The sequence below is a fragment of the Falsiroseomonas sp. HC035 genome (assembly GCF_050563525.1).
Lineage (GTDB): Bacteria > Pseudomonadota > Alphaproteobacteria > Acetobacterales > Acetobacteraceae > Falsiroseomonas.
This window is the reverse complement of sequence record NZ_JBNXUN010000007.1, coordinates 147,832-170,209: the sequence shown is the minus strand read 5'-3', so window position 1 is coordinate 170,209 and position 22,378 is coordinate 147,832. Positions and strand designations below refer to the sequence as shown.

The following is a 22,378-nucleotide window of genomic DNA, read 5'->3' as shown; positions in this document are numbered from 1 at the left end:
AAGCCTACCGGCTCCAGCCGCCGACCTGCGACAGTTCCGCCCGTGCCTCGGCGGCCGTCATCGTCTCGATGCCGAACTCGCGCAGGATGCGCACGGCGCGTTCCACCAGCACGGTGTTGGAGACCGCGAGTTCGCCCTTGTTCAGGTAGATGTTGTCCTCCAGCCCGACGCGGACATGGCCGCCGAGCAGCCAGGCCTGCGCCAGCATGGGGAATTCCATCCGGCCGATCGCAAAGGCGGCCCAGGGGCTGCCCTGGGGGATGATGGACTTCGCGTAGTGCAGCGTCTCCGGGCTCCAGTCGAAGCCCCAGCGGATGCCCATGCAGACCTGGAACAGGCAGGGCCCCTTCAGCACGCCCTGCTGCATCAGGTTTTTTGCCAATGCGATATCGCCGGAATCGAAGACTTCCAGTTCGGGGATGGTGCCGACGGAATAGATCAGCTCCGCCATCCGGGTGATCGACCAGGGCGCGTTGATGACGACGCCGCTGCCGGACCACATGGTGTTCATGTCGAGCGTGGCGATTTCCGGCTTAAGTTCCACGATGTGCGCGACGCGGCCTTCGGGCGAGATCAGCGTGCTGCCCTCCGCCGCCTGGCGCGGGTCGTCGCGGGAGGGCACGAATCGGCCGCCGGGGCCTGTCGTCAGGTTGATGACCACGTCGGTGCCGGAGGACCGGATGCGGTCCATCACCTCCCGGTACAGCGGGATTTCCATGCTGGGGCGGCCGGTCTCGGGGTTGCGCACATGGATGTGCGCGATGGCGGCGCCGGCCTTGGCGCAGTCGATGGCGGCGTTGGCGATCTGCTCCGGCGTGATCGGAAGGTGCGGCGTCTGTTCCGGTGTGGTGATGTTGCCGGTGACGGCGCAGGTGAGCATGACCTTGCGGCGCATCTTGTTAATCTCCCTTTCGCCCGAAAGCGGGCTTGCCGCGCGTGATGTCGAGAAAGCGCGTGACCGTCACCTTCTCGAACAAGCCGGCCTTTGCAAAGGGGTCGCCGGCCGCGAAGGCCTCGGCCGCGGCGCGGTCCGGCACGTCGACGATGAAGACGGAGCCGATCGGCGTCTCCTCCTCATCCGTCACCATGGGGCCGGACAGCTTGAGGTCGACGGGGCTGGCGCGGAGGTAGGCGCGGTGGGCGTCGTAATGCGCGGCGCGGATGCCGGCGCCCTCGGCGACCTGGGTGCATTGGATCAGGAACAACATGCCGGCGGCGCCCTTCGGGAAAGTGTTCCGCAGGATCGCATGTCTGGTGGCGTGGCGGAAACCGGGCCGGCAGGGCAGGATGGGGCGCCGCCTCTCCCTGCACAGGATTCCGCATGCCGCTGATCGTCGCGCAGATTTCCGACTCGCACCTCGGCCCGCGCACCACCGTGTTCCAGGCCAACATGGCCCGGATCGAGGCCGTGCTGCACGCGGCGCCGCCGCAGGCGCTGGTGGCCAGCGGCGACGTATCCCTGGATGGCGCCGACCGGGATGCGGACCTGTCCTTCGCCGCCGCCGCCCTGCGCCGCATGGCCGGGGCGGTGCCGCTGTTGGTGCTGCCGGGCAACCACGATGTCGGCAGCGACGCCCGCAGCATGCCCACCCAGCCGGTGGACGCCGCGCGCATGGCGCGCTGGGCCGCGGAGTTCGGGCTGGACCGCTTCGTGCTGGACCTTGATGGCCCGGGCGGCGAGGCCTGGCGCCTGGTCGGCCTGAACACCGAGATCATGGGCACCGGCATGGCGGAGGAAGGCGCGCAGGCGGAATGGCTGGCGCAGGCGCTGGAAGGGCTGGGCCGGCGCCGCATCGCCGCCTTCCTGCACAAGCCCGCCTTCATCGGCGGGATGGACGACCCCTTCGACTACTGGTCCGTACCGCCGGAGGGCCGCTTCGCGCTGGCGCCGCTGCTGGCGCATCCGGCCCTGCGCCTCGTCGCCTCGGGCCACCTGCACATGCACCGCATGGAACGGCGAGGCGAGGTGGTGTTCGCCTGGTGCCCGCCGGCCTCGTTCGTCTGCGAGCCGGAGATCCAGCCGGGCGTGCCGGCGGGTGACCGCATCGGCGGCTTCCTGCGGCACACGCTGCATGCCGACCATGTGGAGACGGAGCTGGTAAGCCCGCCCGGCCTGCGCGCGCCCTACCTGGAGGAAGTGCGGGCGGAGAGCTATCCACGCCAGGAATGAACCCAAGGATGTGTTTCGCGCGGTTTCACGCAACCTGCGGTGTCTTTTGCGTAGGGCGACGGCGGCGTAGACCTGAATGGTTGCATCCGCGAAAGAATCATGTCGCAAGACCGGCAGCCGCGATCCGAATTCCTGGGGCTGCACGACCCCTATCGCGCGCCGGAGCCTGACGCCCAGGCTGCGCCGCGCCCGAAGGCGGGGCCGCTGGTGGACCGGGAGAAGGCCGGCGAACTCGTGCGGGCCGGCGGCATGCTGATGGCCCTGTTCATCCTGATCGCGGTGGTCATCACTGCCTTCAGCTAGCCGGGCGCGTCGCCGGGCAGCTTGATGCCGGTCAGAGCCTGCCAGACGCGGATGACGAAGCCATCGTCCGCACGGCCATGGCCCATGGCGCTGGCCGCGGTGAACAGTTGCTGCGCCTGGCTGGCCAGCGGCACAGGATGGTCCAGCCCGCGCGCCATCTGCGCCACCAGGCCGAGGTCCTTGACGAAGATGTCGACGGCGCTGCGCGGCGCATCGTCCCCGGTCAGCACGCGCGCCATGCGGTTCTCGAACATCCAGGAATTGCCGGCAGCGCTGGTTACCACGTCATACAGCTTCTGCGGGTCCGCGCCGGCGCGGATGCCGAGGGCCATGGCCTCCGCCGCCACGGCGATATGCACCCCGGCCAGAAGCTGGTGCACGACCTTCACCGTGGCGCCGATGCCGGGTGCCTCGCCCAATTCCCATACTTTCGTGGCGACGGCATCCAGCAGCGGCTTCGCCTTGGCGAAGGCGGCGGCGCTGCCGGAGGCCATGACGGTCATCTCACCCAAGGCCGCCTTGGCGGCGCCGCCGGATACCGGCGCATCAAGGTAGAGGAAGCCCGCTTCCTCCGCCCGCGCCGCCAGCCGCCGCGCGTCGTCCGGTCCCATGGTGGCGGAGGCGATGATGACGGCGCCGGGCGCGAGGCGCGGCGCGCAGCCCTGCGGTCCGAACAGCACGGCCTCGGTCTGCGCGGCATTCACCACCAGGATCTGCACGGCCTCCGTGCCCTGCGGCAATTCGGCGCCGCTGCCGAAGGCTTGGCCGCCGGCGGCGGTGAAGTCGGCGCGCGCCTTGTCGGAGAAATCACAGCCGGAGGTCGCCAGCCCCGCGCGCAGGCAGGACAGCGCCACCCCCATACCCATGGCCCCAAGGCCGATCACTGCCACGCGCATCGTTGCATCCTCCACCGTCTCGACACGCTGGCCGGATGGGCGGCTCAGCGCAAGACGAGCACCAGGATCTGCACCAGGGCGGAGACCACCAGCAGGACCATGACGATGCGGGAGAGAGTGGACATCGGGGGCATCGGCCGCAGGTGGCTATGGCGAAGTCGGGATCAAGTCCCACAGCAATGCCTTGAGCGCGGGCGCCGTGGCCGCATGGCGGGACAGCAGCGCAGCCTCATGCGCGCGGGCCTCGGCGATCAACTCGTCGGACAGCGCCTGGCCCTGGTCGGTCAGCGCGATGCGGGTTTCGCGGCCGGCGCGGGCGCGCTGCACCAGGCCGTCGGCCGCCATGCGGTCCAGCAGCTTGGACATGGTGGGCTGTTGCATCAGGCAGATCTTGGCCAATTCACCCACCGGCCTCGGCTGGCCGGACAGGCTGGCGAGGACACGCCAGGCAGGCACGGCGACGCCGCGTGCCTTCAGCCGCGCGTGGAAATCCAAGGACGCGGCGTGCGAGGCGCGCGCCAGCAGGGCGAGAAGATAATCCTCGACAAAGGGCGGCGGCGCGGCCATGGCCGAACATATGACTTTTCATGGATAGGTGCCAGCGCTAGGCTCGATCCCATGCGAGATGACCGGATCGAGCCGCACTGGATCGAGGCCTTCGAGGCCGTGCTGCGGCTGTGTGCCGCGCAGCGGGGGGAGACGGTCTGCCTGCTGTCCGAGAGCCAGTCGCGGCGGCTGAACATCGACCTGGCGGAACTCGCCGCCCATCGCCTCGGCTGCCGGCCCTTCCGGCTGGAAGTACCGACCCCGCGGCAGGCGGCGCCAGTGCCGGTGCGCTCCACCGGCGCGTCGCGGGCGCTGGCCGGGCATCCTTCGGTCTTGGCGGCACTGGGGGCGTCCTCGCTGGTCGTCGACCTGACCTGCGAGGGGCTGCTGCATGCGCCGGAATTGAAGGGGATCCTGGGCAGCGGCGCGCGCGTGCTGATGGTCAGCGACGAGCACCCGGACATCCTGGAACGCCTGGTGCCGCGGCCGGAGGATGCCGCGCCGGTGAAGGCCGCGGTGAAGCGCCTGCGTGCCGCGCGCCGGATGCGCGTGACCAGCGCCGCCGGCACCGACCTGACGGTGGAGATGGCGGGGGCGACAAGTGCCGGCGTCTGGGGCTGGACCGACCGGCCCGGCACCATCGCGCATTGGCCGGGCGGCGTGGTGGTGTCCTTCCCCGCCGCGGGCAGCGTGAACGGCACGCTGGTGCTGGCGCCGGGCGACGCGAACCTGACCTTCAAGCGGTATGTCGAAGCGCCGGTGCGGCTGGTGCTGCGCGACGACCATGTGGTGGCGGTGGAAGGCGAGGGACTCGACGCCATCCTGATGCGGGAGCACCTGGCTGCCTGGGGCGACCCGGGTGCCTACGCCGTCAGCCATGTCGGCTGGGGGATGAATGAGCGGGCGCGGCGGGAGGCGCTGCTGTTTCACGACCGCCGCGACCTGAACGGCACGGAACTGCGCGCGGCGGCGGGGAACTTCCTGTTCTCGACCGGCGCCAATGAATTCGCCGGGCGCTTCACGGAGGGGCATTTCGACCTGCCCGTCTTCGGCTGCACCATCACGCTGGACGACGTACCCGTGGTCATCGAGGGGAGGCTGGTTGCATGAGCGTTGTCCTGTTGCACGGCATCGGCGGACCATCCTGGGGCGACATGGTGCCAGGGGCGCTGGACTGGCCGATGCCGGGTTTTTCCGGGACAGCGCCACTGCCGCAGATGACGTTTCCCGCATTGGCGGAGGCGCTGCTGGCGGAGCTGGATGCGCAAGGCATCGAACAGGCTACGCTGGTCGGCCATTCGATGGGCGGCATGCTGGCGCAGGAATTCGTGGCGCGCTTCCCGGACCGCGTGGCGCGGCTGGTGCTGTACGGCACGACGCCGGCCTTCGGCGGGCGCGATCCGTCCTTCGCCGAACAGTTCCTGACGGCGCGGCTCGGCCCGCTGGAGGGGCGCAGCATGGATCAGGCCGCACCTGATTTGCTGGACGGCATGCTGCCCGTGGACGCACCGCCGGATGCGAGGCCGCGCGCGCTGGACGCGATGCGTGCAATTCCGGCGGAGGTGTATCGCGACACGTTGCGCTGCCTGACCACCTTCGACCGCCGCGCCGACCAGGCCCGCATCGCCGTGCCGACGCTGCTGATCGCCGGCGAGCGCGACCAGGCGGCGCCGCTGAAGACGATGCAGCGCATGGCGGAGACGATCCCGGGTGCACGGATCGTGGTGATCCCAGGCGCCGGCCACCTGATCCACCTGGAAGCCCCGGACGCGTTTCGCGCCGCGCTGCTGCCTTTCCTCGCGGAGTGACGGTTATGGACGCGCTGCCTCCGACCCTCGCCGCCGACGCACCGATCTTCGACGCGAAGGCATTTCGGCTGACGCCCTTCGAGGCCGAGTTGACCGCGAAGGCGCGGAGCTTTGGCGCGCGGGTGCTGGCGCCGCGCGCGGCGCGGTGGGATCGGGAGGCGGCGTTTCCCGTCGACAACTATCGCGACATGCACGCGGAGGGCCTGCTCGGCATCTGCATTCCGGCGGAGGAAGGCGGGCTCGGTGCGGGTTTTCGTGCGTACTGCCTGACGGCCGCCGAACTCGGCCGCTACTGCGGTGCCACAGCGCTGACCTGGAACATGCATGTGTGCAGCACGCTGTGGACCGGCGCGCTGACGGAAGACCTTGAGATGGATGTTTCCGAACGTGCGGAACATCGGCGGCGACGCCGGCTGCACTACGATACGATTCTGCAGCACGGAAAGATCTTCTCGCAGCCCTTCTCGGAAGGCGGCGCGGCTGCGGCGGGTGCGGCGGCCTTCGGCACCACCGCGCGGCGTGTCGAGGGCGGCTTCCTCGTGAACGGCAAGAAGATCTTCGCGAGTCTCGCCGGCCATGCCGACACCTATGGCATCCTCTGCACGGAGATGCGCGAGGGCGAGAAGGCGTCCCGCAGGAACACGCTGTATCTCGGTGTTCCGGCGATGGCGCCGGGCGTCTCCGTGACCGGGGAGTGGGACCCGCTCGGCATGCGCGGCACCGTCTCCCGCACGCTGATCTTCCAGGATGTCTTCGTGCCGGAAGATGCGGCGCTGATGCCGCCGGGCCTGTACTTCCAGGCGGCGATGCGCTGGCCGCACATGTTCCTGACGCTGTCGCCGACCTATATGGGCCTCGCACAGGCGGCCTATGATTTCTGCATCCGCTACCTGCGCGGCGAGCAGCCGGGCACGCCGCCGGTGAAACGGCGCATGTATCCAACGAAGCAGATCGCGGTGGCGCAGATGCGCGTGATGCTGGAGCAGACCAAGGCGCTGTGGTTCCAGGCCATCACCGAGGCCGGTCCCGATCCGAGCAAGGAGCAGATGCTGCGCGCGCTGGCCGCGCAGCACACGGTGATGGAGAACGCCCAGGCCATCGCGAGCCTCGCCATCCGCACTTGCGGCGGCCAGGCGATGCTGAAATCGCTTCCGCTGGAACGCATTTTTCGAGATAGCCGCTGCGGATCATTGATGCTGCCCTGGACGGCGGAGCTCTGCATCGACCGAATCGGGCGCGATGCGCTGTATGAGAAGGGCGAGACGGACGAGGCGCCGTGAAGCACTGGCTGTCCGCGCATCCGCCGGCGAGCGTCGCGCTGCGTTTCGAGAGCGATGCGATCACCTACGGCGCGCTCGATGCGCGGGTGCGGGCGATGGCGGCGGCGTTGTGGGCGCGCGGCGTGCGGGCGGGGGACCGCATCGGCTTTCTCGGCCAGAACCACCCGGCGCAGATCGCGCTGCTGTTCGCCTGCGCGCGGCTCGGTGCGATGCAGGTGCCGCTGAACTGGCGCCTCGCCGCACCCGAATTGCGGTTCATCCGGGACGATGCGGGCATAAGGCTGCTGTTGGCGACGCCGGACATGCTTGCCGCCGCACGCGCGGTGGAACCCGGGGCACTGGATGCGACGGCGCTGCATGATGACGCAGCACCGCCCGATACAGGGGGCGACGAGCCCCCGATCCTGCTGGTCTATACCAGCGGCACCACCGGCCGTCCGAAGGGCGCGGTGCTGGACCAGGCGGCGGTGCACGCCAACGCCCTGAACGCGCGCCACGCCTTCGCCATCACGCCGGAGGATCGCGTGCTGACGGTGCTGCCGCTGTTCCATGTCGGCGGCCTGAACATCCAGACCACGCCCGCCTTACAGGCCGGCGCCGAGATCATCCTGCACCCGCGCTTTGATCCGGACGCCTTCTTCGACAGCGTCGCCCGCGACCGCCCGACCCTGACCCTGCTGGTGCCGGCCGTGATGCAGGCGCTGGTGGCGCATCCGCGCTGGGCGGGCGCCGACCTGTCCAGCCTGCGCGCCATCGGCGCCGGCTCCTCCGACGTGCCCATCCCGCTGATCGAGGCGTTTCATGCGCGCGGCATTCCCGTGCAGCAGGTCTATGGCGCGACCGAGACCTGCCCCATCGCCATCATCCAGGACCGCGCGGAGGCCTGGGCCGCGCCCGGTTCGCTCGGTCGCCCGGCGCGGCATGCGGAGGCGCGCATCGCCGGAGGCGGCACGGAAGGCGAGATCCTGGTGCGCGGCCCGGCCACGCTACGCACCTATTGGCCCGATCTGCCGGCCCTGGATGCGGAGGGCTGGTTCGCCACCGGCGATGTCGGCCGCATCGACCCGAAGGGTCGTTGGTGGTTCACGGATCGCCTGAAGCACGTGATCATCTCGGGCGGCGAGAACATCTATCCGGCCGAGGTCGAACGCCTGCTGCGGACCGCTCCCGGCGTGGCGGAAGGCGCCGTCATCGGCCGCCCCGATCCGCGCTGGGGGGAAGTGCCGGTGGCCGTGGTGGTGCCCGGCCCCGGCTTCGACGCGGGCTTGGTGCTGGCGCATTTCGAGGGCCAGATCGCCCGCTTCAAGATCCCCCGCGCCGTGGTGACACTGCCGGCCCTGCCGCGCACGGCGCTCGGCAAGGTGGAGGTGGCGCGGCTGCGGGAGATGATTGGCTAAGCCGCGCGCCGTGTGGCGTCGACACTCCACGGGCCGGGGCCGGCGGCGGCCAGGTACAGGAAGACGAAGCAGTACAGGATCGCCGCGTCGCCGCCGTTCAGCACCGGGAAGACATCGCGCGGCGCATGGGCGATCCAGTAGGCGAAGGCCATGGTGCCGGAAGCCAGGAAGGCGGCCGGGCGGGTGAACAGGCCGATCAGCATCAGGAAGCCGGTCACCAGCTCGATCACTCCGGCGAACCAGCTCAGCGTGAAGGCTTCCGGCCCGCCGCCGCCCTCCGCCACCGGGAAGCCGAGCAGCTTCTGGGTGCCATGGGCCATGAAGATCAGCGCCGCCACGATCCGCAGGACGGACAGCAGGCGCGGCGCCCAGGTGGCGGCGAGGGGGGAGGTCGTGGTCACGTCGATCGCCATGCGCAAAATCCCTGACACGAGCGGAATGCCCGTGATCTGGGCCTGCAACGCAGGCGGTGACCTCACGGCAACGTGGGGTCGCGGAGCCGTGAACTATCCAGCAATGGGAAGTTTGGTGCCGACCAGCACGTCCCGCGACACCAGCGCGGCGAGGCGTTCCGCGTCCCAGCCCTCGGTGCCGGCGGGCCGGGTCGGCAGCACCATCCAGCGGTAGTCCGCGGTGCTGTCCACCACCCGAACCTCCGTCCCCTCCGGCAGGGCGGTGCCCCATTCCGCCAGCACGCCGCGCGGGTCGCGGATGGCGCGCGCGCGGTAGGCGGCGGATTTGTACCAGTGCGGCGGGTAGCCGAGCACGGCGCGCGGGTAGCAGGAACACAGGGTGCAGACGACCAGGTGGTGCAGCCCCTCCCGGTCCTCCAGCACGCCGAGCGGCGGCGCGCCGGCCATGGAAGCACCCATCGCCTCGGCGGCCTGGGCGCCATCGCGCAGCAGCAGGGCGCGGTAGTCCGGGTCGGTCCAGGCGCGGGCCACCATGCCGGCGCCGATGCGCGGGTCGGCACGGTCCGTGCGCTCGATCTGGGCGGCGATCTCGGCCTCGGAGACGATGCCTTTCGCAGCGAGCGCGGCGGTGAAACGCTCCAGCAGCGCGATGCTGTCGGCGGAGGGGGCGTGCGCCATCACACGGGCTCCAGCCAGTGTTCGTACAACTCCACCAGCACGGTGTCGCCGGCCTCGCCCTCATTCCACAGCGCCGGCTGGTCGAAGCGCACATGGTACAGCGGGATGCTCGCGGCCGGCCGGGCGAAGGCCAGATCCTCCGGGTTGCGGTAGGCGCCGAGCGGCTTTTCCACCACGCCTTCCCGCCCACGCAGGTAGTGCGGCGTGCGGATGTGGCAGGGGCCGCGGAGCTCGGGGAAATCCGCCTTCACGCGGATCGGCGTGCCCGGGGCGAAGGCGGTCATGGACGCAGATCCTCCGGTGTCACCACGCCTTTCTCCGCCATCAGGCCGGAGATGGAGCGCAGCCAGCGTTCGTAGTAGCCGAGGGCGTGGTACTCGGTCTCCGGCAGTGCTTCGATCCCCCGCCGCAGTTCATCCACCGACATCAGGCCGCGCTGGGCGAGCAACTGGCGCAGTGCGTCGACGCGCTTGCCGAAGGCATCCGGCGGCGCCTCGTCATCCGGGTCCACCGGCGTGCAGCGGAAGCGCGGGGCGCCGCCGATATCGTGAGTCGCGGGTGCGGGTGCTTCGTCGGGCATGGCGGAAGCCTATTTGATTTCCTCGGTGGCGCCCACGCCCCAGATCTCGGCGCGGCGCAGATAGCCACGATGGCCGGAAACCTGCACCTCGCACCAGGGGGCGTCGGCCTCGCATTCGCGGATGCGGGCGATGACGCCGGGGCGGATGCGGGCGACGGCGGCGGCGCCATCCTCCGCCCGTCGGCGCAACGTCGCTTCCGGGGTGGCGGATGGGGGGCGGACCAGCACGGTGCGACGGCCGGCCAGCGTCGAGGAATGCACCCAGCCCTCCGCCCCATCGGCATCGCGGATGCGGCGCCAGAGTTGGAACTCGCCGACGATCTGCACCGGCAGGTCGCGGCGCTGGAAGGTCCATTCGATCGGGTAGCTGGTGGAGGGGCCGACCCGCATGTTCACCTCGTCCGAGCGCAAGGCCGCGAAGCGCGGCAGCGGCAGGCCGGTGGCCGGGCCGATGGTGGGCGCGGCGGGCGTCGCCGGCAGGGCGGGCGCGGACGGGCGAGTGGCCGCGGTTGCGGCGGCCGCAGCAGCCGCGGCGGCGGCGCCGGTGGCGGCGGCGGCGGCGGCCGCGGCTGGCCGGCGATTGGCGGGCGGCGTGGTGCCGCCGACGGTGGGCGGGGTGGCGCGGGGCCGTGCCGGGGTGGTGGGAGGTCGCGCCGGGGTGGCCGTCGGGCGGGCAGGGGCCTGCACCTGCGGCGCCCGGAACGGTTGCTCCGGGCCCTGCTGGGGTTGCTGCGCGGGCCGGGGCGGCGGCGCGGCCAGGTTGCGCGGCTGTTCCGCCGGGACCAGGCGTGGGCCGCCGGGAGCCGGAGCCGGCGGTGCGGGCGCGGCGGCCCGTGGCGGCGGCAAGCTGCCGGGCGTCGGCGCCAGGCTGGATTGCGGGCGTGCCTCTCCGGCACCCAGGGCGAGCAGAATCAGGGCAAGCGGGGCGGGACGGGCGAGCGACATACCCGATCCCTCCCCCATCCACCCGTGTCGGGTCAAGCGCGCTATAGCGTCGCGATCTGGCCCTCGCCCACCGCGGCCAGGAAAGTCACGATTCCGGCCACCTCGACGCCCGCCGCCAGCGACGGGGGCTCGATGCCCTCGGCGCGCAGACCAGCCTCGCAGGCGATGCGGCGGATGCCGAGCTCGGCCGCGGCGTCCAGCAGGGTGGCCAGCGTGGCGACGCCGCGCGCGGCCAGCAGCGCCTCCCGCCCATCGGACAGCAGGGGCGGATCGGCGAGGAACAGCCGGCAGCCGGCATTGCTGGCGAAGACCACGACATCGCGCCCGATGGCGGCGGCGCCGGTGGCCAGAACCAACGCGTAATGCGCGCGGTCGTGCTCACCCGACAGCAGCAGGATGCCGAGCGGCGCGCTCACACCGCGCAGGCCGGCGCGGCCGGGGCCGCGTGGGCGGACAGGTCGTGGATATCGGCCTCCGGGCCACACAGGCGGCAGGCCGGGTCGCGCTTCAGGGTCACTGTGCGGAACCGCATGTCCAGCGCATCCCACAGCAGCAGGCGCCCGGCGAGGCCCTGCCCGATTCCGAGGATCAGCTTCAGCGCCTCCGTCGCCTGCAAGGTGCCCATGACGCCGGTGACGGCGCCGAGCACGCCGGCTTCCGAACAGGTGGGCACCAGCCCCTCCGGCGGTGGTTCCGGGTGCAGGCAGCGGTGGCAGGGGAAGTGGGCGCCGTCATGGCTGCGGAACACCGAAAGCTGGCCCTCGAAGCGCAGCACCGCGGCGGAGACCAGCGGCCGGCCGAGCAGGTGGCAGGCATCGCCGAGCAGGAAGCGCGTGGCGAAGTTGTCCGTGCCGTCGCAGACCAGGTCGTACTTTCCGATGTTGTCCCAGGCCCATCCGGCGTCCAGGCGACGGGCATGGATTTCCACCCGCGTGTCCGGGTTCAGCGCGGCGATGGTCTCGGCGGCGCTGTCCGCCTTGTTGCGGCCGATGCGGGCGGTGACGTGGGCGACCTGGCGTTGCAGGTTGGACAACTCCAGCCGGTCGTCATCAATGATGCCAAGCGTGCCCACCCCGGCCGCCGCCAAATACAGCGCCAGCGGCGAGCCCAATCCGCCGGCGCCTACCAGCAGCACCCGGGCGGCGCGCAGCTTCGCCTGCCCGATGGCGCCCACCTCCTCCAGCAGGATGTGGCGGGAGTAGCGGCGGAGTTCCGCTTCGGTGAAGTCCAGGTCCATGGTGGCGATATGGGCGCGCCACCGGTGCGCCTGCAAGCTACCCAGGCTCGCAGCCGAAGCGCAGCAGGTTGCCGTGCGGGTCGATCAGGTGGAATTCGCGCAGGCCCCAGGGTTTATCCTTGAAGGGCGACAGGCCGGGGATGCCTTTCGCGGTGAACTCCGCATGCAGCGCGGGGACGGCTGGGCCGCGGATGTAGCAGGCGGTGTGCTCGGGGTGGATGCGGTCCGTGGCCAGCCAGAAATGCAGCTCCATCGCATCCCGCCGCAGCACCGCGTAGTCGCCGTAGAGCCGGCCGGCGAAGCCCAGACCGCCATAGAAGGCCTCCGTCTCCCGCAGGTCGAGCGAGGCGAGGATGGGGATGGCGACGGTCACGCCGGCGACCAGTGACGGAAGTAGGCGTCGGGTGAGGGGCGGGTCGGGCGCGGGCGGTCGGCATTGGGCGTGCCGACATAGATCCAGCCAAGCAACGCATCATCGGGCGCGAAGCCCAGCGCCTGCTTCACCATCGGATCCCGCAGCGCCGCGGAGGACAGCCAGCAACCGCCAAAGCCCTGCGCATCCAGGGCGTTGAGAAAGTTCATGATCCCGGCGGCGGCGGTGGCTTCCTGTTCCCAGGCAGGGATCTTGGGATGGTCATGCCGCAGCGCCGCGCCGGCGGCGACCAGCAGGGGCGCGCGCAGGGGCTTTGTGCGTTCGAGGTCCAGCCGCGCCTCCGGCGTCTCCGGCGCCCGCGCCAGCAGGCGTTCGGCCAGCAGTTCGCCGAGGCGCGCGCGGGCCTCCCCCTCGATGCAGACGAAGCGCCAGGGCTTCAGCCCGCCATGGTCCGGCGCCCGCAGCGCCGCCGCGACGGCAAGCGACAACGCCTGCGGGCCAGGCCCTGGCGCGTGCAGAAGGCGTGGCGGGACGGAGGCGCGGCCGAGCAGGGTGGTGAGCGCGGGGGCCAGCGGGAGGGGGGCTTCAGGCATGGGTTGTAAATATGCGAATCATTCGCAAGCGCAAGGGCGACGAGCCGGGCGGCGGGAGCGCTCGGCCCCCGCCCACCCGATTCAGCCGAAGATGTCGGCCGGGCTGTCCTTGCGCAGGCTGTCGCCCAATTCGCGGCCCATCGCCGCCGCATCGGCCCGCGAGCCCCAAAGCTTGCGCTTCAGCAGGAACGACCCATCGGCACGGGCCACCAGGCCCGTCAGTTGCAGCGAGCCATCCGCCAGGAACTGCGCATGCCCGCCGATCGGCGTGCGGCAGGAGCCATCCAGTGAACCCAGCAGGGCGCGTTCGGCGGCGCTGACGCAGGCGGCGTCGCGATCCTCAATGGCGGAAAGAAGTTCGCGCAGCTCGTGGTCGTCCGCGCGCACGGTGACGCCGACGATGCCCTGGCAGGCGGCCGGCACCATGACCTCCGGGTCGATCACCACCGCGGCCTCATGCGCCATCTCCATCCGCCGCAGCCCGGCGATGGCGAGCAGCGAGGCTTCCGGGCCGCCGGAGGCGCGCACCTTGGCGAGGCGCATCTGCACGTTGCCGCGGATGATCTCCACCTGCAGGTCCGGCCGCGCATGCAGCAACTGGCTCTGCCGGCGGATGGAGGCGGTACCGACCAGGGCACCCTTCGGCAGGCAGGCATAGGGGTCTTCCGAGACGGCGCCCTCGCAGGTCGGGCCGAGTACGATGGCGTCCCGGCTGTCCTCCCGCTTCAGGGCGCAGGCCAGCACGATGCCGGGCGGCAGCTCGGTCTCCAGGTCCTTCATGCTGTGCACGGCGAAATCCACGCGGCCATCCAGCAGCGCCTCATGGATCTCCTTCGCGAACAGCCCCTTGCCGCCGATGTCGGCCAGGCGCTTGTCCTGGATCTTGTCGCCCGAGGTGGCGATGACGCATTCCTCGAAGGCCTTCACCTGCCGCAACAACGGGCAGACGCGGGTGATAAGCTCGAGGAAGTGCCGCGTCTGCCACAGCGCCAGCGGCGACCCGCGCGTGCCGACCTTCAGCGGCAGGGCGCGGGTGGATTGGCGGTGTTGTGGGGAATGGCCATGGATGGCACCGCGCTGGCGCATCGCCTCGGCCGCGGTGGAGTCCTGGTTCGACAGCAACATGCTCAGGCGTCTCCACGCGAGGTCGAGGAAGCAGGGGCCACGCGCGGGCCGGCGAGGCCGACAAGATGCGCGAGATCCTTGAAGAATATCTTCACGTGCGCCATCGGGTCGCGCTTCACGAGTTCCTTGTTCATGTACGCCTCCCAGGTCAGGCGCTGCACGTCCTTGTCCCGGCAGATCGCGACGAACTTCTCGCGGCGCTTGTCGGAGGAGTACCAGAAATACTGCATGATTCCGAGGATCAGGAAGACGCGGCCATGCGCCTTCATGAAGCGCTTGCGGGCGGTGGCCAGCGCGCTGGCGCGACCCGTCGCGCAGAACTCGGCGGCGGCATCGGCGGCGAGGCGGCCGCACAGCATGGCGTAGTAGATGCCCTCGCCGGACGACGGCGCGACCACGCCGGCGGCATCGCCGGCCAGCACCACGTCACGGCCATTGTCCCAGCGCTTCAGCGGCTTCAACGGGATCGGCGCGCCTTCGCGGCGGATCGTCCTGACCTTGTCGAGGCCGGTGCTGGCGCGCAATTCACTGACGGAGCCCCGCAGCGAGAAGCCCTTATGGGCCGAGCCGGTGCCGATGGAGACCTTGTCGCCATGCGGGAAGATCCACGCATAGAAATCCGGCGAGAGCTTGCCCTGGTAGAACACGTCGCAGCGTGTGGCATCGTAGTTCGGAGCTTCCGTCGTCGGCGCCTCGACGATCTCGTGGTAGGCGAAGACGCAGGGGATCTTGTCCGCGCCTTTCACGGACTGTTTGGCCACTTGGCTGCGTGCGCCGTCGGCGCCGATGATGCAGCGGGCGCGCACCCGGATTTCCTCCGTGGCGCCCTTCGGCGTGTAGGCAACCACGGCAACGCCATCCGCGTCATGCTCGATCCGCTCGAAACTGCCGATCCGGCGCTCGGCACCAGCCGTCGCGGCGCGAACCCGCAGGAATTCGTCGAAGCCGTCGCGGTCGACCATGCCGACATAGCCGCCATCGATCGGCATATCGACCTCGGCGTCGGAGGGCGCGATCATCCGTGCCGCGTTGACGCGCGCCACGATCATGTGGTTCGGGATGTCGAAGTCGCGGATCAGGCGGGGCGGGATGGCGCCGCCGCAGGGCTTGATGCGCCCGGCCTTGTCCAGAAGCATCACGCTGCGGCCCTGCCGCGCCAGGTCGTGCGCCGCGGTGGCGCCGGCCGGACCGCCGCCCACCACCACGACGTCGAATTCGTCGAAGCTCATGCTTCCTGCCTCCCCATCAGCAGCCGGACGTTACCGGTGCCGCGTCGTTCATCCGCCGGTGCGCGCCCGATGCGCAGCGCCAGCACCGCCGCGGCGAGGAACAACCCCGCATCGGCCAGAAATACCGTGACATAGCCACCCTGGGCGCTGCCGCTGAGCAGCCGCCCGAGATCCAGCACCACCGTGCCGGCCAATCCACCCGCGCCGAAGGCAATCGCCTGCGCCGCGCCGAACATTCCCATCCGCACGCCCTGCCGGCCCTCGCGCCCCTGGCTGACCAACTGCATCATCGAGGCGATGGCCGCCGCGGCGAAGGCGCCGTTGGCGAGGCCCAGCACGAAGAAGCTTTCAGCCAGCGGAAAGCCGGTGCCGGCGATGCTGGCCCCGGCCAGCGCCGCGAGCAGCGCCGCCGCCGACAGGCAGCCACCGATGATCCAGCCGCGCAGCACCGCGACGCGGCCGCCGGTCAGCGTGCCGACGATGGCAATCAGGATCATGCCCGCCAGCACGCCGCCATGCTGCACGGAGGACAGTCGGGTGGTCTCGCCCAGCGTCATGCCGAAGACGGTGCCGGCGAAGGGCTCCAGGATCAGGTCCTGTGCGCTGTAGGCCAGCATCGAGACGAAGACGAAGATCGTGAAGTGCCGCGCGACGGGTTCCGCCCACACTTCGCGCAGCGCCGGCAGGAAAGGCGTCCGCTCGGCCGGTGCGGCCCTTTGCGGCGCACCCTCGATCCCCACCACCGCGACCAGCGCCAGCAGGAAGGCCAGCACGGATACGCCGGCAGACACCGCGACCAGCCGCGGTCCGGAATAGGGGTCCAGCAGTCGCCCAGAGATCGCCGTGGTCAGCACGAAGCCGGCGATCATCATGATCCAGACCAGCGAAGCCGCCGCCGGCCGCCGTGCCGGCGCGACCCGCGCCGCCAGCAGAACCAGCAGGGACGTGCCCGCCGCGCCGACGCCGATGCCGACCAGCAGGAAGGCCACGACCGCGAGCGCAATTCCGGCGGCCAGCGAGGACGCCATCCAGGCCGTCGCCACCGCCGCCAGCACGCCACCCAGGCCAAGCACCGCCATGCCGCCGATGATCCAGGGCGTGCGCCGCCCGCCCTGGTCCGACCCATGGCCGAGCCGCGGCCGCAGCATCTGCACCGCATAATGCAGGGCCACCAGCACGCCCGGAAGGGTCGCTGGCAGCGCGTGTTCCACCACCATCACCCGGTTCAGCGCCGCCGTGGTCAGCACCACCACCGCGCCGAGCGCGGTCTGCACCAGCCCAAGCCGGACGATGCCAAGCCAGCCCAAGGGGGGAAGCGACGTGTTCATGGTGCCAGCGCCACGGCGGATGCCATCATGCCGGCGACATACAGCGTGATTCCGGTGCCGTTGTACCAGGGCGCCAAGCCGCGTGGATCCCGCAGTAGTTTCCGCATCAGGGCCAGTTGCGCCAGCAGCACCGCCGCCACCAACAGCGCCGCCACCGGCGCGCCCCAGGCCGCCAGCAACGCCACCACCACCGCCTGCGGCACCGCCATGAACACGCAGGCGACGCGCGCGGCACGCGGCGCACCTAGGATGACGGGCAGGGACCGCAGCCCGAAACGCGTATCACCCTCGATCGACTTGAAGTCGTTCAGCGTCATGATGCCATGCGCGCCGAGCCCGTACAGCACGGCCACCAGCACCACGCGCCCATCCGGCGCGCCGGCGGACAGCACCGCGACCGCAGTGATCCAGGGCAGCGTCTCGTAGGACAGGCCGCAGGCCAGGTTGCCCCACCAGCCATTCTGCTTCAGTCGCAGCGGCGGCGCGGAGTAGATCCAGGCCATCACCACCGCCAACACCGTCGCGGCGAAGCCCCAGGCACCCAGCCCGGCGCCGATCGCCAGCGAGACCAGCGTCCAGGCGATGGCAACGTACAAACCCCAGCGCCCGGGGATGCGGCCCGACGGGATCGGCCGGTTCGGCTCGTTGATCGCATCCACATGCCGGTCGTACCAGTCGTTCACTGCCTGGCTCATGCCGCAGACCATCGGCCCGGTCAGCAGGATGCCGAGCGCGATCAGCGGCGCATTGTCCAGCACATTGACGCCGGAAGCCGCGACGCCACAGGCGAAGGCCCACATCGGCGGGAACCAGGTGACCGGCTTCAGCAACTCCAGCACCGCCGCCGGTTGCAGGCGCGGCGCGGCTCGGACGGTGAAGATGGCGGGACCGTCCATCACGGCGCCTGCTGTTCGTCGAGGTCGCCAAGGCCGTAGCGCCGCAGCTTCACATAAAGGCTCTGCCGCGACAGCCCGAGCATTTCCGCCGCCGAGGCGCGGTTGTCGCCGGTGAGTTCCAGCGCCGCCTCGATGCACAGGCGCTCGATCGCATCCGTCGCCTCGCGCACGAGGTCCTTCAGCGGCACGCGGCCAATCAGTTCCGTCAACTGCTCCACGCTGCGCGTCGCACCTTCCACGGCCCGGGTGGGCGGGCGGGTGCGTGGGCCGATGTCGCGGATCTGGAAGCCGAAGCAGGAGGCGCCGCCATTCATCACCGACACCGCGGAGATTTCGACCTCCGCCTGCGCGCCCAGCTCGCCCCGCAGCACGGTGGTGTACAGCCGGACTGCGCCGCGCGTCCGCAGGTTGGACATCAGCACGTCGAGTTCGACACCCTGCCGCCCGATCCAGCGGTCCAGCGATTCGCCGCGCGCCTGCTGTTCGGAGCTGAGCTGCGCCATGTCGAGGAACGCTGCGTTGGCCGTCAGCACATGGGCGGTGGCATCGGTGACCACGAAGCCATCCGGCGCCGCCTCCACCACCTTCAGCAGCTTGGTCTGCGCCTCCGGCAGCAGGATCGCGTCGCCACCCTGATTCGGCACGGTCAGGCGCACCAGGAACAGCAGCCCGCCTTCCTGCCGGAAGGTGGAGGCGGAGACGACGACGGTCTCGCCGCCATCGGCCAGCCGCGCGGAGACATCATCCGCGCGCCCGGCGCTACGGACATTGGCCAGCAGCGCCTGTACCGCGGCGCGGTCCTCCGGCTCGAACACCTCGTTCAGGCTGCGGCCGGGCATGCGCTTCGCGTTGCGGCCGAACAGGCGCTGCGCGGCGGGATTGGCCTCGACCACGCGCTGCTGTTCCGCCTCCAGGATCAGCACCGGGTCCATCGACATCTGGAACAGCAGGCGATAGCGCGTCTCCGCCTGGCGCAGGCGGGAGTAGTCCCGCTCCATCGATTGCTGCACCTCGACCATGCGCTGCTGCAATTGCGACAGCGGCCGCAGGTCGCGCCCGAACACCACGTGCCGGCCGGCATCCCCCACCGGGGCCACCGAGCACAGCAGGGGGATGGAGGCGCCGCGCGCCGAAAGCTGGTTCACATGGCGCCAGCGCACCGAATCGGGGGCCGGCCGCGTGGCCAGCATCGCCTCGACCTTCGGGCGGCTGTCCTTCGCTACCGTATCGCTCCAGGCCCGGCCGAGCCAACTGTCCTGGCCGTCGAATTCGCGGAACAGCTCCTCGTTGCTGAAGGCCAGGTCGCGGATGATGCCGGCCTCGTCAAGCACGAGCGCGATATCCGCTGCGGCGGCGAGCAGGCCTGCCATGGCATCCGCATCGAGCGGGCCGAGCGACGTCCTGGGAGTGGCGAACGGTTTCACGAAGCATTGCGTCCTTCATCCCAAGGGTCCCCTCCCCAGCCTGTCCTCCTGCACGTCACGTCGTAGCCATTCGAACGACCTCAGGCCTCTCGCATCAGCAGGGCCAGCAGCGTTTCCGCCTTCAGCGCCGCCTGTTGACCATCTGCCGCCGTCGCATCCGCACCGACCAGAGCCGCCAGCTCCGGCCGCTCGTTGAACACCCGTCCGCCGACGAGCACCCCGATCTGCGGATTGCGCGACGCCCGCCGAATTTCCCGGATGGCGCCCGCCAGAACCTCCAGCCGATCCTCGCAGGCCAGCGAGAAGCCGACCGCGGCGAACCACTGCCGCCGCACCACGGCCGCAAGTTCCTTCACCGTCGTCCCGGAGCCGCTGGAAACCTCCCAGCCCTGGCGGCGGAAGAATTCGCCCACCATCAGCAGGCCGAAGCTGTGCTGTTCGCCCGGCACCGGGGCCAGCAGCACGCGGCGGTCCACATCGGCGCGGCCGAGTCGCGGGCGGAAGGAGGGGCTGTTCTCCAGCACCACCTGCTGCAGGCAGCACAGGCCGATGGTCACCGCGGTGAAATCGCAGCGATCCTGTTCCCACAGGTCGCCGAGATGCCGCGCCACCGGCGCCAGGAGATGCAGGTAGATGCAGTCGAGCGGCATGCCGCGCGCCGTCAGCCCGCCGACATAGGCGAGCGCCCCGGCCAGGTCGCCCTGCATGGCGAGGCCCGAGACCACGGAGACATCCTCCGGCTGCGGCAGGTTGCCGCCGGGGCTGTCGATATAGGCCGGCGCATTCGCCTCGCGCCGCGACAGGATGAGGCGGGGAATGACCTCCGTCTCCAGCGTGCGGGCCAGCAGCGCCACGCGGCGCCGTTCCGCACTGGCAGGGCGCGGCCTGCCTGGAGCGATTCCGTGCGGCCCGCGCGACACGGCCCGTTCGAGGCCAGCTGCCTGGTCGAGCCCCAGCCCGGCATGCGGGGAGGAACCCGCCTCCGGCGTACGGCCCGTCTCGGACATCTGGTTGAGTGCCATCATTGGCTTCGCGGACATCGCCCCTCTCCGGTTCTTCTACTTGATGCCTGACGCCCCGGGCTGTCAATCGTGATTTACGTCAATCGCGCTTGACACTGCGAAGCTCCGGCCTCTAGCCTCCCTGACAAGCACGGTGTGGGGAGAGAAAGTGATGCGCAGGGACGCGGCCAAATCGGCCATCGAGCGCGGTTTTCTCCCCGGTATCCCCCATCGCAGGCTGTCGGCCAGGTGCCACGGCAGCCTTGATCGGGCAGCGGACAGCCTTTGCAGGAGGATTGTCAAGCCATGCTGACAATGAACGGTCTGTCCGGGTTGCTTGACGCCCTGGATGCCTCCCCTTGGGGTGCCACAACCGGCCGTGCCAGGCGCGAGGCGGCCGCCAGCCGGCGGCCTCTGTATACCCCCGAGGAGCGCCTCCGCCGGGATACGACGCCCTGGACGCTGGTGCAGGGCGTGCTGGCGCCGATCCAGTTCGCCGTCTTCCTGGTGAGCCTGGGCCTGGTGCTGAACTTCCTGATGACCGGGCAGGGGCTCGCGGTGGCCACCGCCTCCGTCGTGGTGAAGACGGGCCTGCTCTACACGATCATGGTTACCGGCTGCGTCTGGGAAAAGGTGGTGTTCGGGCGCTACCTCTTCGCCCCCGCCTTCTTCTGGGAAGACGTGTTCAGCATGCTGGTGCTGGCGCTGCACACCGCCTACCTCGCCGCCGTGCTGACCGGCTTCGGCGACGGCCAGGGACAGATGCTGCTGGCGCTCGCCGCCTATGCCGCCTACGTCGTCAACGCCGCGCAGTTCCTGCTCAAGCTGCGCGCCGCTCGGATCGACGAAGCGCGCAGCCACACTGGGCTGGCGGCATGAGCGCCGCGGCCGCCCTTCCCGTGACCGGCTGCGGCGACGCGCCCGTGCTGCGGGAGCGCGGCCAGCGCGAGGTGTTCTGCGGCCTGACCGGAATCGTCTGGCTGCACCGCAAGATCCAGGACGCCTTCTTCCTGGTCGTCGGCAGCCGCACCTGCGCCCACCTGCTGCAATCCGCGGCCGGCGTGATGATCTTCGCCGAGCCGCGCTTCGCCACCGCCATCATCGATGAACGCGACCTGGCGGGCCTCGCTGACTGCAATGCCGAACTCGACCGCGTGGTGACGCGGCTGCTGGAACGGCGCCCGGACATCAAGCTGCTGTTCCTGGTGGGCTCCTGCCCGTCCGAGGTCATCAAGCTGGACCTGTCCCGCGCCGCGCAGCGCCTGTCCGGCCGCTTCATGCCGCAGGTCCGCGTGCTGAACTACAGCGGCAGCGGCATCGAGACGACCTTCACCCAGGGCGAGGACGCCTGCCTCGCCTCCCTGGTGCCGGAAATGCCGGCGGAGGCGGGCACTGCCCGGTCCCTGCTGGTGGTCGGCGCGCTGGCCGAGGTGGTGGAGGACCAGTTTCTTCGCATCTTCGCCGCCCTCGGCGTTGGGCCGGTGCGCTTCCTGCCGTCTCGTCGTGCCTCCGAATTGCCGGCGGTCGGCCCCGGCACGCGCTTCCTGCTGGCGCAGCCCTTCCTGGGCGACACCGCCCGCGCGCTGGAAGCCCGTGGCGCCACCCGCATCGCCGCCCCCTTCCCGCTGGGCGTGGAGGGCACCACGGCCTGGCTGACCGCCGCCGCCGAGGTCTGGGGCACGCCGCCGGCGCGCATCGCGGAGGCCACTGCCAGCGCCGCCAGCCGCGCCACCGCGGCGCTGTCGCGCATCCGCGAAAGGCTGGCCGGCAAGCGCATCTTCTTCTTCCCGGACAGCCAGCTCGAAATTCCGCTGGCGCGCTTCCTGTCGCGCGAACTCGGCATGGAGTTGACCGAGGTCGGCACGCCCTACCTGCACCGCCAACACCTGGCGGAGGAACTGGCGCTTCTGCCGGCCGGCACGATGCTGTCCGAGGGCCAGCATGTGGACCGGCAGCTCGATCGCTGCCGCGCGCTGCGGCCGGACCTGACGGTCTGCGGCCTTGGCCTTGCCAACCCGCTGGAGGCGGAGGGGCTGACGACGAAGTGGGCGATCGAACTCGTCTTCACGCCGATCCAGGGCTACGACCAGGCGGCGGATCTCGCCGAGCTGTTCGCGCGCCCGCTGCTGCGCCACGCGAAGCTGACGGTGTAGCCG

27 protein-coding genes are annotated in these 22,378 nt (G+C 70.6%); 8 read left to right on the top strand and 19 right to left on the bottom strand.

Features of this window, described 5'->3' with window-relative positions; translation table 11 throughout:
* Positions 1–4: 4 nt before the first annotated feature.
* Both ACLF3G_RS16815 and ACLF3G_RS16810 read right to left on the bottom strand, forming a co-directional pair.
* Positions 5–895: a 3-keto-5-aminohexanoate cleavage protein gene (locus tag ACLF3G_RS16815; protein WP_430670553.1), complete on the bottom strand. Its 891-nt coding sequence runs from the start codon at positions 893–895 to the stop codon at positions 5–7.
* Positions 896–899: 4 nt separating this feature from the next.
* Complete coding sequence (locus ACLF3G_RS16810) at positions 900–1,208, bottom strand: YciI family protein (protein ID WP_430670552.1); 309 nt, start codon at positions 1,206–1,208, stop codon at positions 900–902.
* Positions 1,209–1,321: 113 nt separating this feature from the next.
* Here ACLF3G_RS16810 and ACLF3G_RS16805 point away from each other — a divergent pair, with 113 nt between their 5' ends.
* Positions 1,322–2,170: a metallophosphoesterase family protein gene (locus tag ACLF3G_RS16805; protein WP_430670551.1), complete on the top strand. Its 849-nt coding sequence runs from the start codon at positions 1,322–1,324 to the stop codon at positions 2,168–2,170.
* A 99-nt stretch (positions 2,171–2,269) separates the two neighbouring features.
* Positions 2,270–2,473 (top strand): hypothetical protein, encoded by a 204-nt coding sequence (locus ACLF3G_RS16800; protein WP_430670550.1) that lies wholly within the window; start codon positions 2,270–2,272, stop codon positions 2,471–2,473.
* Here the strand turns inward: ACLF3G_RS16800 and ltnD are convergent.
* Together ltnD and ACLF3G_RS16790 are read right to left on the bottom strand one after the other, a co-directional pair.
* Positions 2,470–3,369, bottom strand: a complete 900-nt coding sequence (gene ltnD / locus ACLF3G_RS16795) for an L-threonate dehydrogenase (protein WP_430670549.1) — start codon at positions 3,367–3,369, stop codon at positions 2,470–2,472. The genes ACLF3G_RS16800 and ltnD overlap by 4 nt on opposite strands.
* A gap of 147 nt (positions 3,370–3,516) precedes the next feature.
* On the bottom strand, positions 3,517–3,936 hold the full coding sequence (locus ACLF3G_RS16790) for a MarR family winged helix-turn-helix transcriptional regulator (RefSeq protein WP_430670548.1): 420 nt from the start codon (positions 3,934–3,936) through the stop codon (positions 3,517–3,519).
* A 51-nt stretch (positions 3,937–3,987) separates the two neighbouring features.
* Here ACLF3G_RS16790 and ACLF3G_RS16785 point away from each other — a divergent pair, with 51 nt between their 5' ends.
* Genes ACLF3G_RS16785 through ACLF3G_RS16770 form a run of 4 tightly spaced genes read left to right on the top strand, consistent with a single transcriptional unit; the run spans position 3,988 to position 8,400 of the window.
* A complete protein-coding gene (locus ACLF3G_RS16785) occupies positions 3,988–5,025 on the top strand; it encodes a 2,5-dihydroxypyridine 5,6-dioxygenase (protein ID WP_430670547.1) in 1,038 nt (345 codons plus the stop codon).
* A complete protein-coding gene (locus ACLF3G_RS16780; RefSeq protein WP_430670546.1) occupies positions 5,022–5,723 on the top strand; it encodes an alpha/beta fold hydrolase in 702 nt (233 codons plus the stop codon). The genes ACLF3G_RS16785 and ACLF3G_RS16780 overlap by 4 nt, the downstream gene beginning before the upstream one ends.
* A 5-nt stretch (positions 5,724–5,728) precedes the next feature.
* Positions 5,729–7,003 (top strand): acyl-CoA dehydrogenase family protein, encoded by a 1,275-nt coding sequence (locus tag ACLF3G_RS16775; RefSeq protein ID WP_430670545.1) that lies wholly within the window; start codon positions 5,729–5,731, stop codon positions 7,001–7,003.
* On the top strand, positions 7,000–8,400 hold the full coding sequence (locus ACLF3G_RS16770; protein WP_430670544.1) for an AMP-binding protein: 1,401 nt from the start codon (positions 7,000–7,002) through the stop codon (positions 8,398–8,400). The genes ACLF3G_RS16775 and ACLF3G_RS16770 overlap by 4 nt, the downstream gene beginning before the upstream one ends.
* On the opposite strand, the gene ACLF3G_RS16765 is transcribed toward ACLF3G_RS16770, so the two are convergent.
* The 15 genes from ACLF3G_RS16765 to ACLF3G_RS16695 all read right to left on the bottom strand — a co-directional run bounded on the left by ACLF3G_RS16765 (position 8,397) and on the right by ACLF3G_RS16695 (position 20,261).
* Positions 8,397–8,813 carry a DoxX family protein gene (locus tag ACLF3G_RS16765; protein ID WP_430670543.1) on the bottom strand — a complete coding sequence of 139 codons (417 nt, stop codon included), beginning with the start codon at positions 8,811–8,813 and terminating at the stop codon, positions 8,397–8,399. The genes ACLF3G_RS16770 and ACLF3G_RS16765 overlap by 4 nt on opposite strands.
* A 93-nt stretch (positions 8,814–8,906) precedes the next feature.
* Positions 8,907–9,491, bottom strand: a complete 585-nt coding sequence (locus ACLF3G_RS16760; RefSeq protein ID WP_430670542.1) for a nitrile hydratase subunit alpha — start codon at positions 9,489–9,491, stop codon at positions 8,907–8,909.
* Positions 9,491–9,775 (bottom strand): SH3-like domain-containing protein, encoded by a 285-nt coding sequence (locus ACLF3G_RS16755; RefSeq protein ID WP_430670541.1) that lies wholly within the window; start codon positions 9,773–9,775, stop codon positions 9,491–9,493. The genes ACLF3G_RS16760 and ACLF3G_RS16755 overlap by 1 nt, the downstream gene beginning before the upstream one ends.
* Positions 9,772–10,071, bottom strand: coding sequence for a nitrile hydratase (locus tag ACLF3G_RS16750; RefSeq protein WP_430670540.1), 300 nt, complete (start codon positions 10,069–10,071; stop codon positions 9,772–9,774). Before ACLF3G_RS16750 ends, ACLF3G_RS16755 begins: the two co-directional genes overlap by 4 nt.
* A gap of 9 nt (positions 10,072–10,080) precedes the next feature.
* Complete coding sequence (locus tag ACLF3G_RS16745; RefSeq protein WP_430670539.1) at positions 10,081–11,016, bottom strand: SH3 domain-containing protein; 936 nt, start codon at positions 11,014–11,016, stop codon at positions 10,081–10,083.
* A 41-nt stretch (positions 11,017–11,057) separates the two neighbouring features.
* Complete coding sequence (locus tag ACLF3G_RS16740) at positions 11,058–11,432, bottom strand: DsrE family protein (protein WP_430670538.1); 375 nt, start codon at positions 11,430–11,432, stop codon at positions 11,058–11,060.
* Positions 11,429–12,253 carry a HesA/MoeB/ThiF family protein gene (locus ACLF3G_RS16735; protein ID WP_430670537.1) on the bottom strand — a complete coding sequence of 275 codons (825 nt, stop codon included), beginning with the start codon at positions 12,251–12,253 and terminating at the stop codon, positions 11,429–11,431. Before ACLF3G_RS16735 ends, ACLF3G_RS16740 begins: the two co-directional genes overlap by 4 nt.
* A gap of 37 nt (positions 12,254–12,290) precedes the next feature.
* On the bottom strand, positions 12,291–12,626 hold the full coding sequence (locus tag ACLF3G_RS16730; protein WP_430670536.1) for a bleomycin resistance protein: 336 nt from the start codon (positions 12,624–12,626) through the stop codon (positions 12,291–12,293).
* Positions 12,623–13,219 carry a nitroreductase family protein gene (locus tag ACLF3G_RS16725; RefSeq protein WP_430670535.1) on the bottom strand — a complete coding sequence of 199 codons (597 nt, stop codon included), beginning with the start codon at positions 13,217–13,219 and terminating at the stop codon, positions 12,623–12,625. The genes ACLF3G_RS16730 and ACLF3G_RS16725 overlap by 4 nt, the downstream gene beginning before the upstream one ends.
* Before the next feature lie 81 nt (positions 13,220–13,300).
* Positions 13,301–14,344: a hydroxymethylbilane synthase gene (gene hemC / locus ACLF3G_RS16720; protein WP_430670534.1), complete on the bottom strand. Its 1,044-nt coding sequence runs from the start codon at positions 14,342–14,344 to the stop codon at positions 13,301–13,303.
* A 2-nt stretch (positions 14,345–14,346) separates the two neighbouring features.
* Complete coding sequence (locus ACLF3G_RS16715) at positions 14,347–15,573, bottom strand: geranylgeranyl diphosphate reductase (RefSeq protein ID WP_430670533.1); 1,227 nt, start codon at positions 15,571–15,573, stop codon at positions 14,347–14,349.
* Positions 15,570–16,901 (bottom strand): BCD family MFS transporter, encoded by a 1,332-nt coding sequence (locus ACLF3G_RS16710; protein WP_430670532.1) that lies wholly within the window; start codon positions 16,899–16,901, stop codon positions 15,570–15,572. The genes ACLF3G_RS16715 and ACLF3G_RS16710 overlap by 4 nt, the downstream gene beginning before the upstream one ends.
* Positions 16,898–17,797, bottom strand: a complete 900-nt coding sequence (gene chlG, locus ACLF3G_RS16705) for a chlorophyll synthase ChlG (RefSeq protein ID WP_430670531.1) — start codon at positions 17,795–17,797, stop codon at positions 16,898–16,900. Before chlG ends, ACLF3G_RS16710 begins: the two co-directional genes overlap by 4 nt.
* Complete coding sequence (gene ppsR / locus ACLF3G_RS16700; protein WP_430670530.1) at positions 17,797–19,221, bottom strand: transcriptional regulator PpsR; 1,425 nt, start codon at positions 19,219–19,221, stop codon at positions 17,797–17,799. The genes chlG and ppsR overlap by 1 nt, the downstream gene beginning before the upstream one ends.
* An 80-nt stretch (positions 19,222–19,301) precedes the next feature.
* Entirely contained in the window at positions 19,302–20,261 is a 960-nt protein-coding gene (locus ACLF3G_RS16695; protein WP_430670529.1) for a cobalamin B12-binding domain-containing protein, read from the bottom strand.
* A 276-nt stretch (positions 20,262–20,537) separates the two neighbouring features.
* Here ACLF3G_RS16695 and bchF point away from each other — a divergent pair, with 276 nt between their 5' ends.
* Together bchF and ACLF3G_RS16685 are read left to right on the top strand one after the other, a co-directional pair.
* A complete protein-coding gene (bchF, locus tag ACLF3G_RS16690) occupies positions 20,538–21,101 on the top strand; it encodes a 2-vinyl bacteriochlorophyllide hydratase (RefSeq protein WP_430670528.1) in 564 nt (187 codons plus the stop codon).
* Positions 21,098–22,375, top strand: a complete 1,278-nt coding sequence (locus tag ACLF3G_RS16685) for a ferredoxin:protochlorophyllide reductase (ATP-dependent) subunit N (protein WP_430670527.1) — start codon at positions 21,098–21,100, stop codon at positions 22,373–22,375. Before bchF ends, ACLF3G_RS16685 begins: the two co-directional genes overlap by 4 nt.
* Positions 22,376–22,378: the final 3 nt, after the last annotated feature.

What these genes read in the sequence shown, in the direction of transcription:
- ACLF3G_RS16685 (WP_430670527.1), top strand. Translation starts at nt 21,098, where the DNA reads ATGAGCGCCGCGGCCGCCCTTCCCGTGACCGGCTGCGGCGACGCGCCC.
- ACLF3G_RS16780 (WP_430670546.1), top strand. Translation starts at nt 5,022, where the DNA reads ATGAGCGTTGTCCTGTTGCACGGCATCGGCGGACCATCCTGGGGCGAC.
- ACLF3G_RS16815 (WP_430670553.1), bottom strand. Translation starts at nt 895, where the DNA reads ATGCGCCGCAAGGTCATGCTCACCTGCGCCGTCACCGGCAACATCACC.
- ACLF3G_RS16750 (WP_430670540.1), bottom strand. Translation starts at nt 10,071, where the DNA reads ATGCCCGACGAAGCACCCGCACCCGCGACTCACGATATCGGCGGCGCC.
- ACLF3G_RS16745 (WP_430670539.1), bottom strand. Translation starts at nt 11,016, where the DNA reads ATGTCGCTCGCCCGTCCCGCCCCGCTTGCCCTGATTCTGCTCGCCCTG.
- ACLF3G_RS16760 (WP_430670542.1), bottom strand. Translation starts at nt 9,491, where the DNA reads ATGGCGCACGCCCCCTCCGCCGACAGCATCGCGCTGCTGGAGCGTTTC.
- ACLF3G_RS16810 (WP_430670552.1), bottom strand. Translation starts at nt 1,208, where the DNA reads ATGTTGTTCCTGATCCAATGCACCCAGGTCGCCGAGGGCGCCGGCATC.
- ACLF3G_RS16710 (WP_430670532.1), bottom strand. Translation starts at nt 16,901, where the DNA reads ATGAACACGTCGCTTCCCCCCTTGGGCTGGCTTGGCATCGTCCGGCTT.
- ACLF3G_RS16765 (WP_430670543.1), bottom strand. Translation starts at nt 8,813, where the DNA reads ATGGCGATCGACGTGACCACGACCTCCCCCCTCGCCGCCACCTGGGCG.
- chlG (WP_430670531.1), bottom strand. Translation starts at nt 17,797, where the DNA reads ATGGACGGTCCCGCCATCTTCACCGTCCGAGCCGCGCCGCGCCTGCAA.
- ACLF3G_RS16800 (WP_430670550.1), top strand. Translation starts at nt 2,270, where the DNA reads ATGTCGCAAGACCGGCAGCCGCGATCCGAATTCCTGGGGCTGCACGAC.
- bchF (WP_430670528.1), top strand. Translation starts at nt 20,538, where the DNA reads ATGAACGGTCTGTCCGGGTTGCTTGACGCCCTGGATGCCTCCCCTTGG.
- ACLF3G_RS16755 (WP_430670541.1), bottom strand. Translation starts at nt 9,775, where the DNA reads ATGACCGCCTTCGCCCCGGGCACGCCGATCCGCGTGAAGGCGGATTTC.
- ACLF3G_RS16790 (WP_430670548.1), bottom strand. Translation starts at nt 3,936, where the DNA reads ATGGCCGCGCCGCCGCCCTTTGTCGAGGATTATCTTCTCGCCCTGCTG.
- ACLF3G_RS16775 (WP_430670545.1), top strand. Translation starts at nt 5,729, where the DNA reads ATGGACGCGCTGCCTCCGACCCTCGCCGCCGACGCACCGATCTTCGAC.
- ACLF3G_RS16785 (WP_430670547.1), top strand. Translation starts at nt 3,988, where the DNA reads ATGCGAGATGACCGGATCGAGCCGCACTGGATCGAGGCCTTCGAGGCC.
- ACLF3G_RS16695 (WP_430670529.1), bottom strand. Translation starts at nt 20,261, where the DNA reads ATGTCCGCGAAGCCAATGATGGCACTCAACCAGATGTCCGAGACGGGC.
- ACLF3G_RS16715 (WP_430670533.1), bottom strand. Translation starts at nt 15,573, where the DNA reads ATGAGCTTCGACGAATTCGACGTCGTGGTGGTGGGCGGCGGTCCGGCC.
- ltnD (WP_430670549.1), bottom strand. Translation starts at nt 3,369, where the DNA reads ATGCGCGTGGCAGTGATCGGCCTTGGGGCCATGGGTATGGGGGTGGCG.
- ACLF3G_RS16735 (WP_430670537.1), bottom strand. Translation starts at nt 12,253, where the DNA reads ATGGACCTGGACTTCACCGAAGCGGAACTCCGCCGCTACTCCCGCCAC.
- ACLF3G_RS16725 (WP_430670535.1), bottom strand. Translation starts at nt 13,219, where the DNA reads ATGCCTGAAGCCCCCCTCCCGCTGGCCCCCGCGCTCACCACCCTGCTC.
- hemC (WP_430670534.1), bottom strand. Translation starts at nt 14,344, where the DNA reads ATGTTGCTGTCGAACCAGGACTCCACCGCGGCCGAGGCGATGCGCCAG.
- ACLF3G_RS16805 (WP_430670551.1), top strand. Translation starts at nt 1,322, where the DNA reads ATGCCGCTGATCGTCGCGCAGATTTCCGACTCGCACCTCGGCCCGCGC.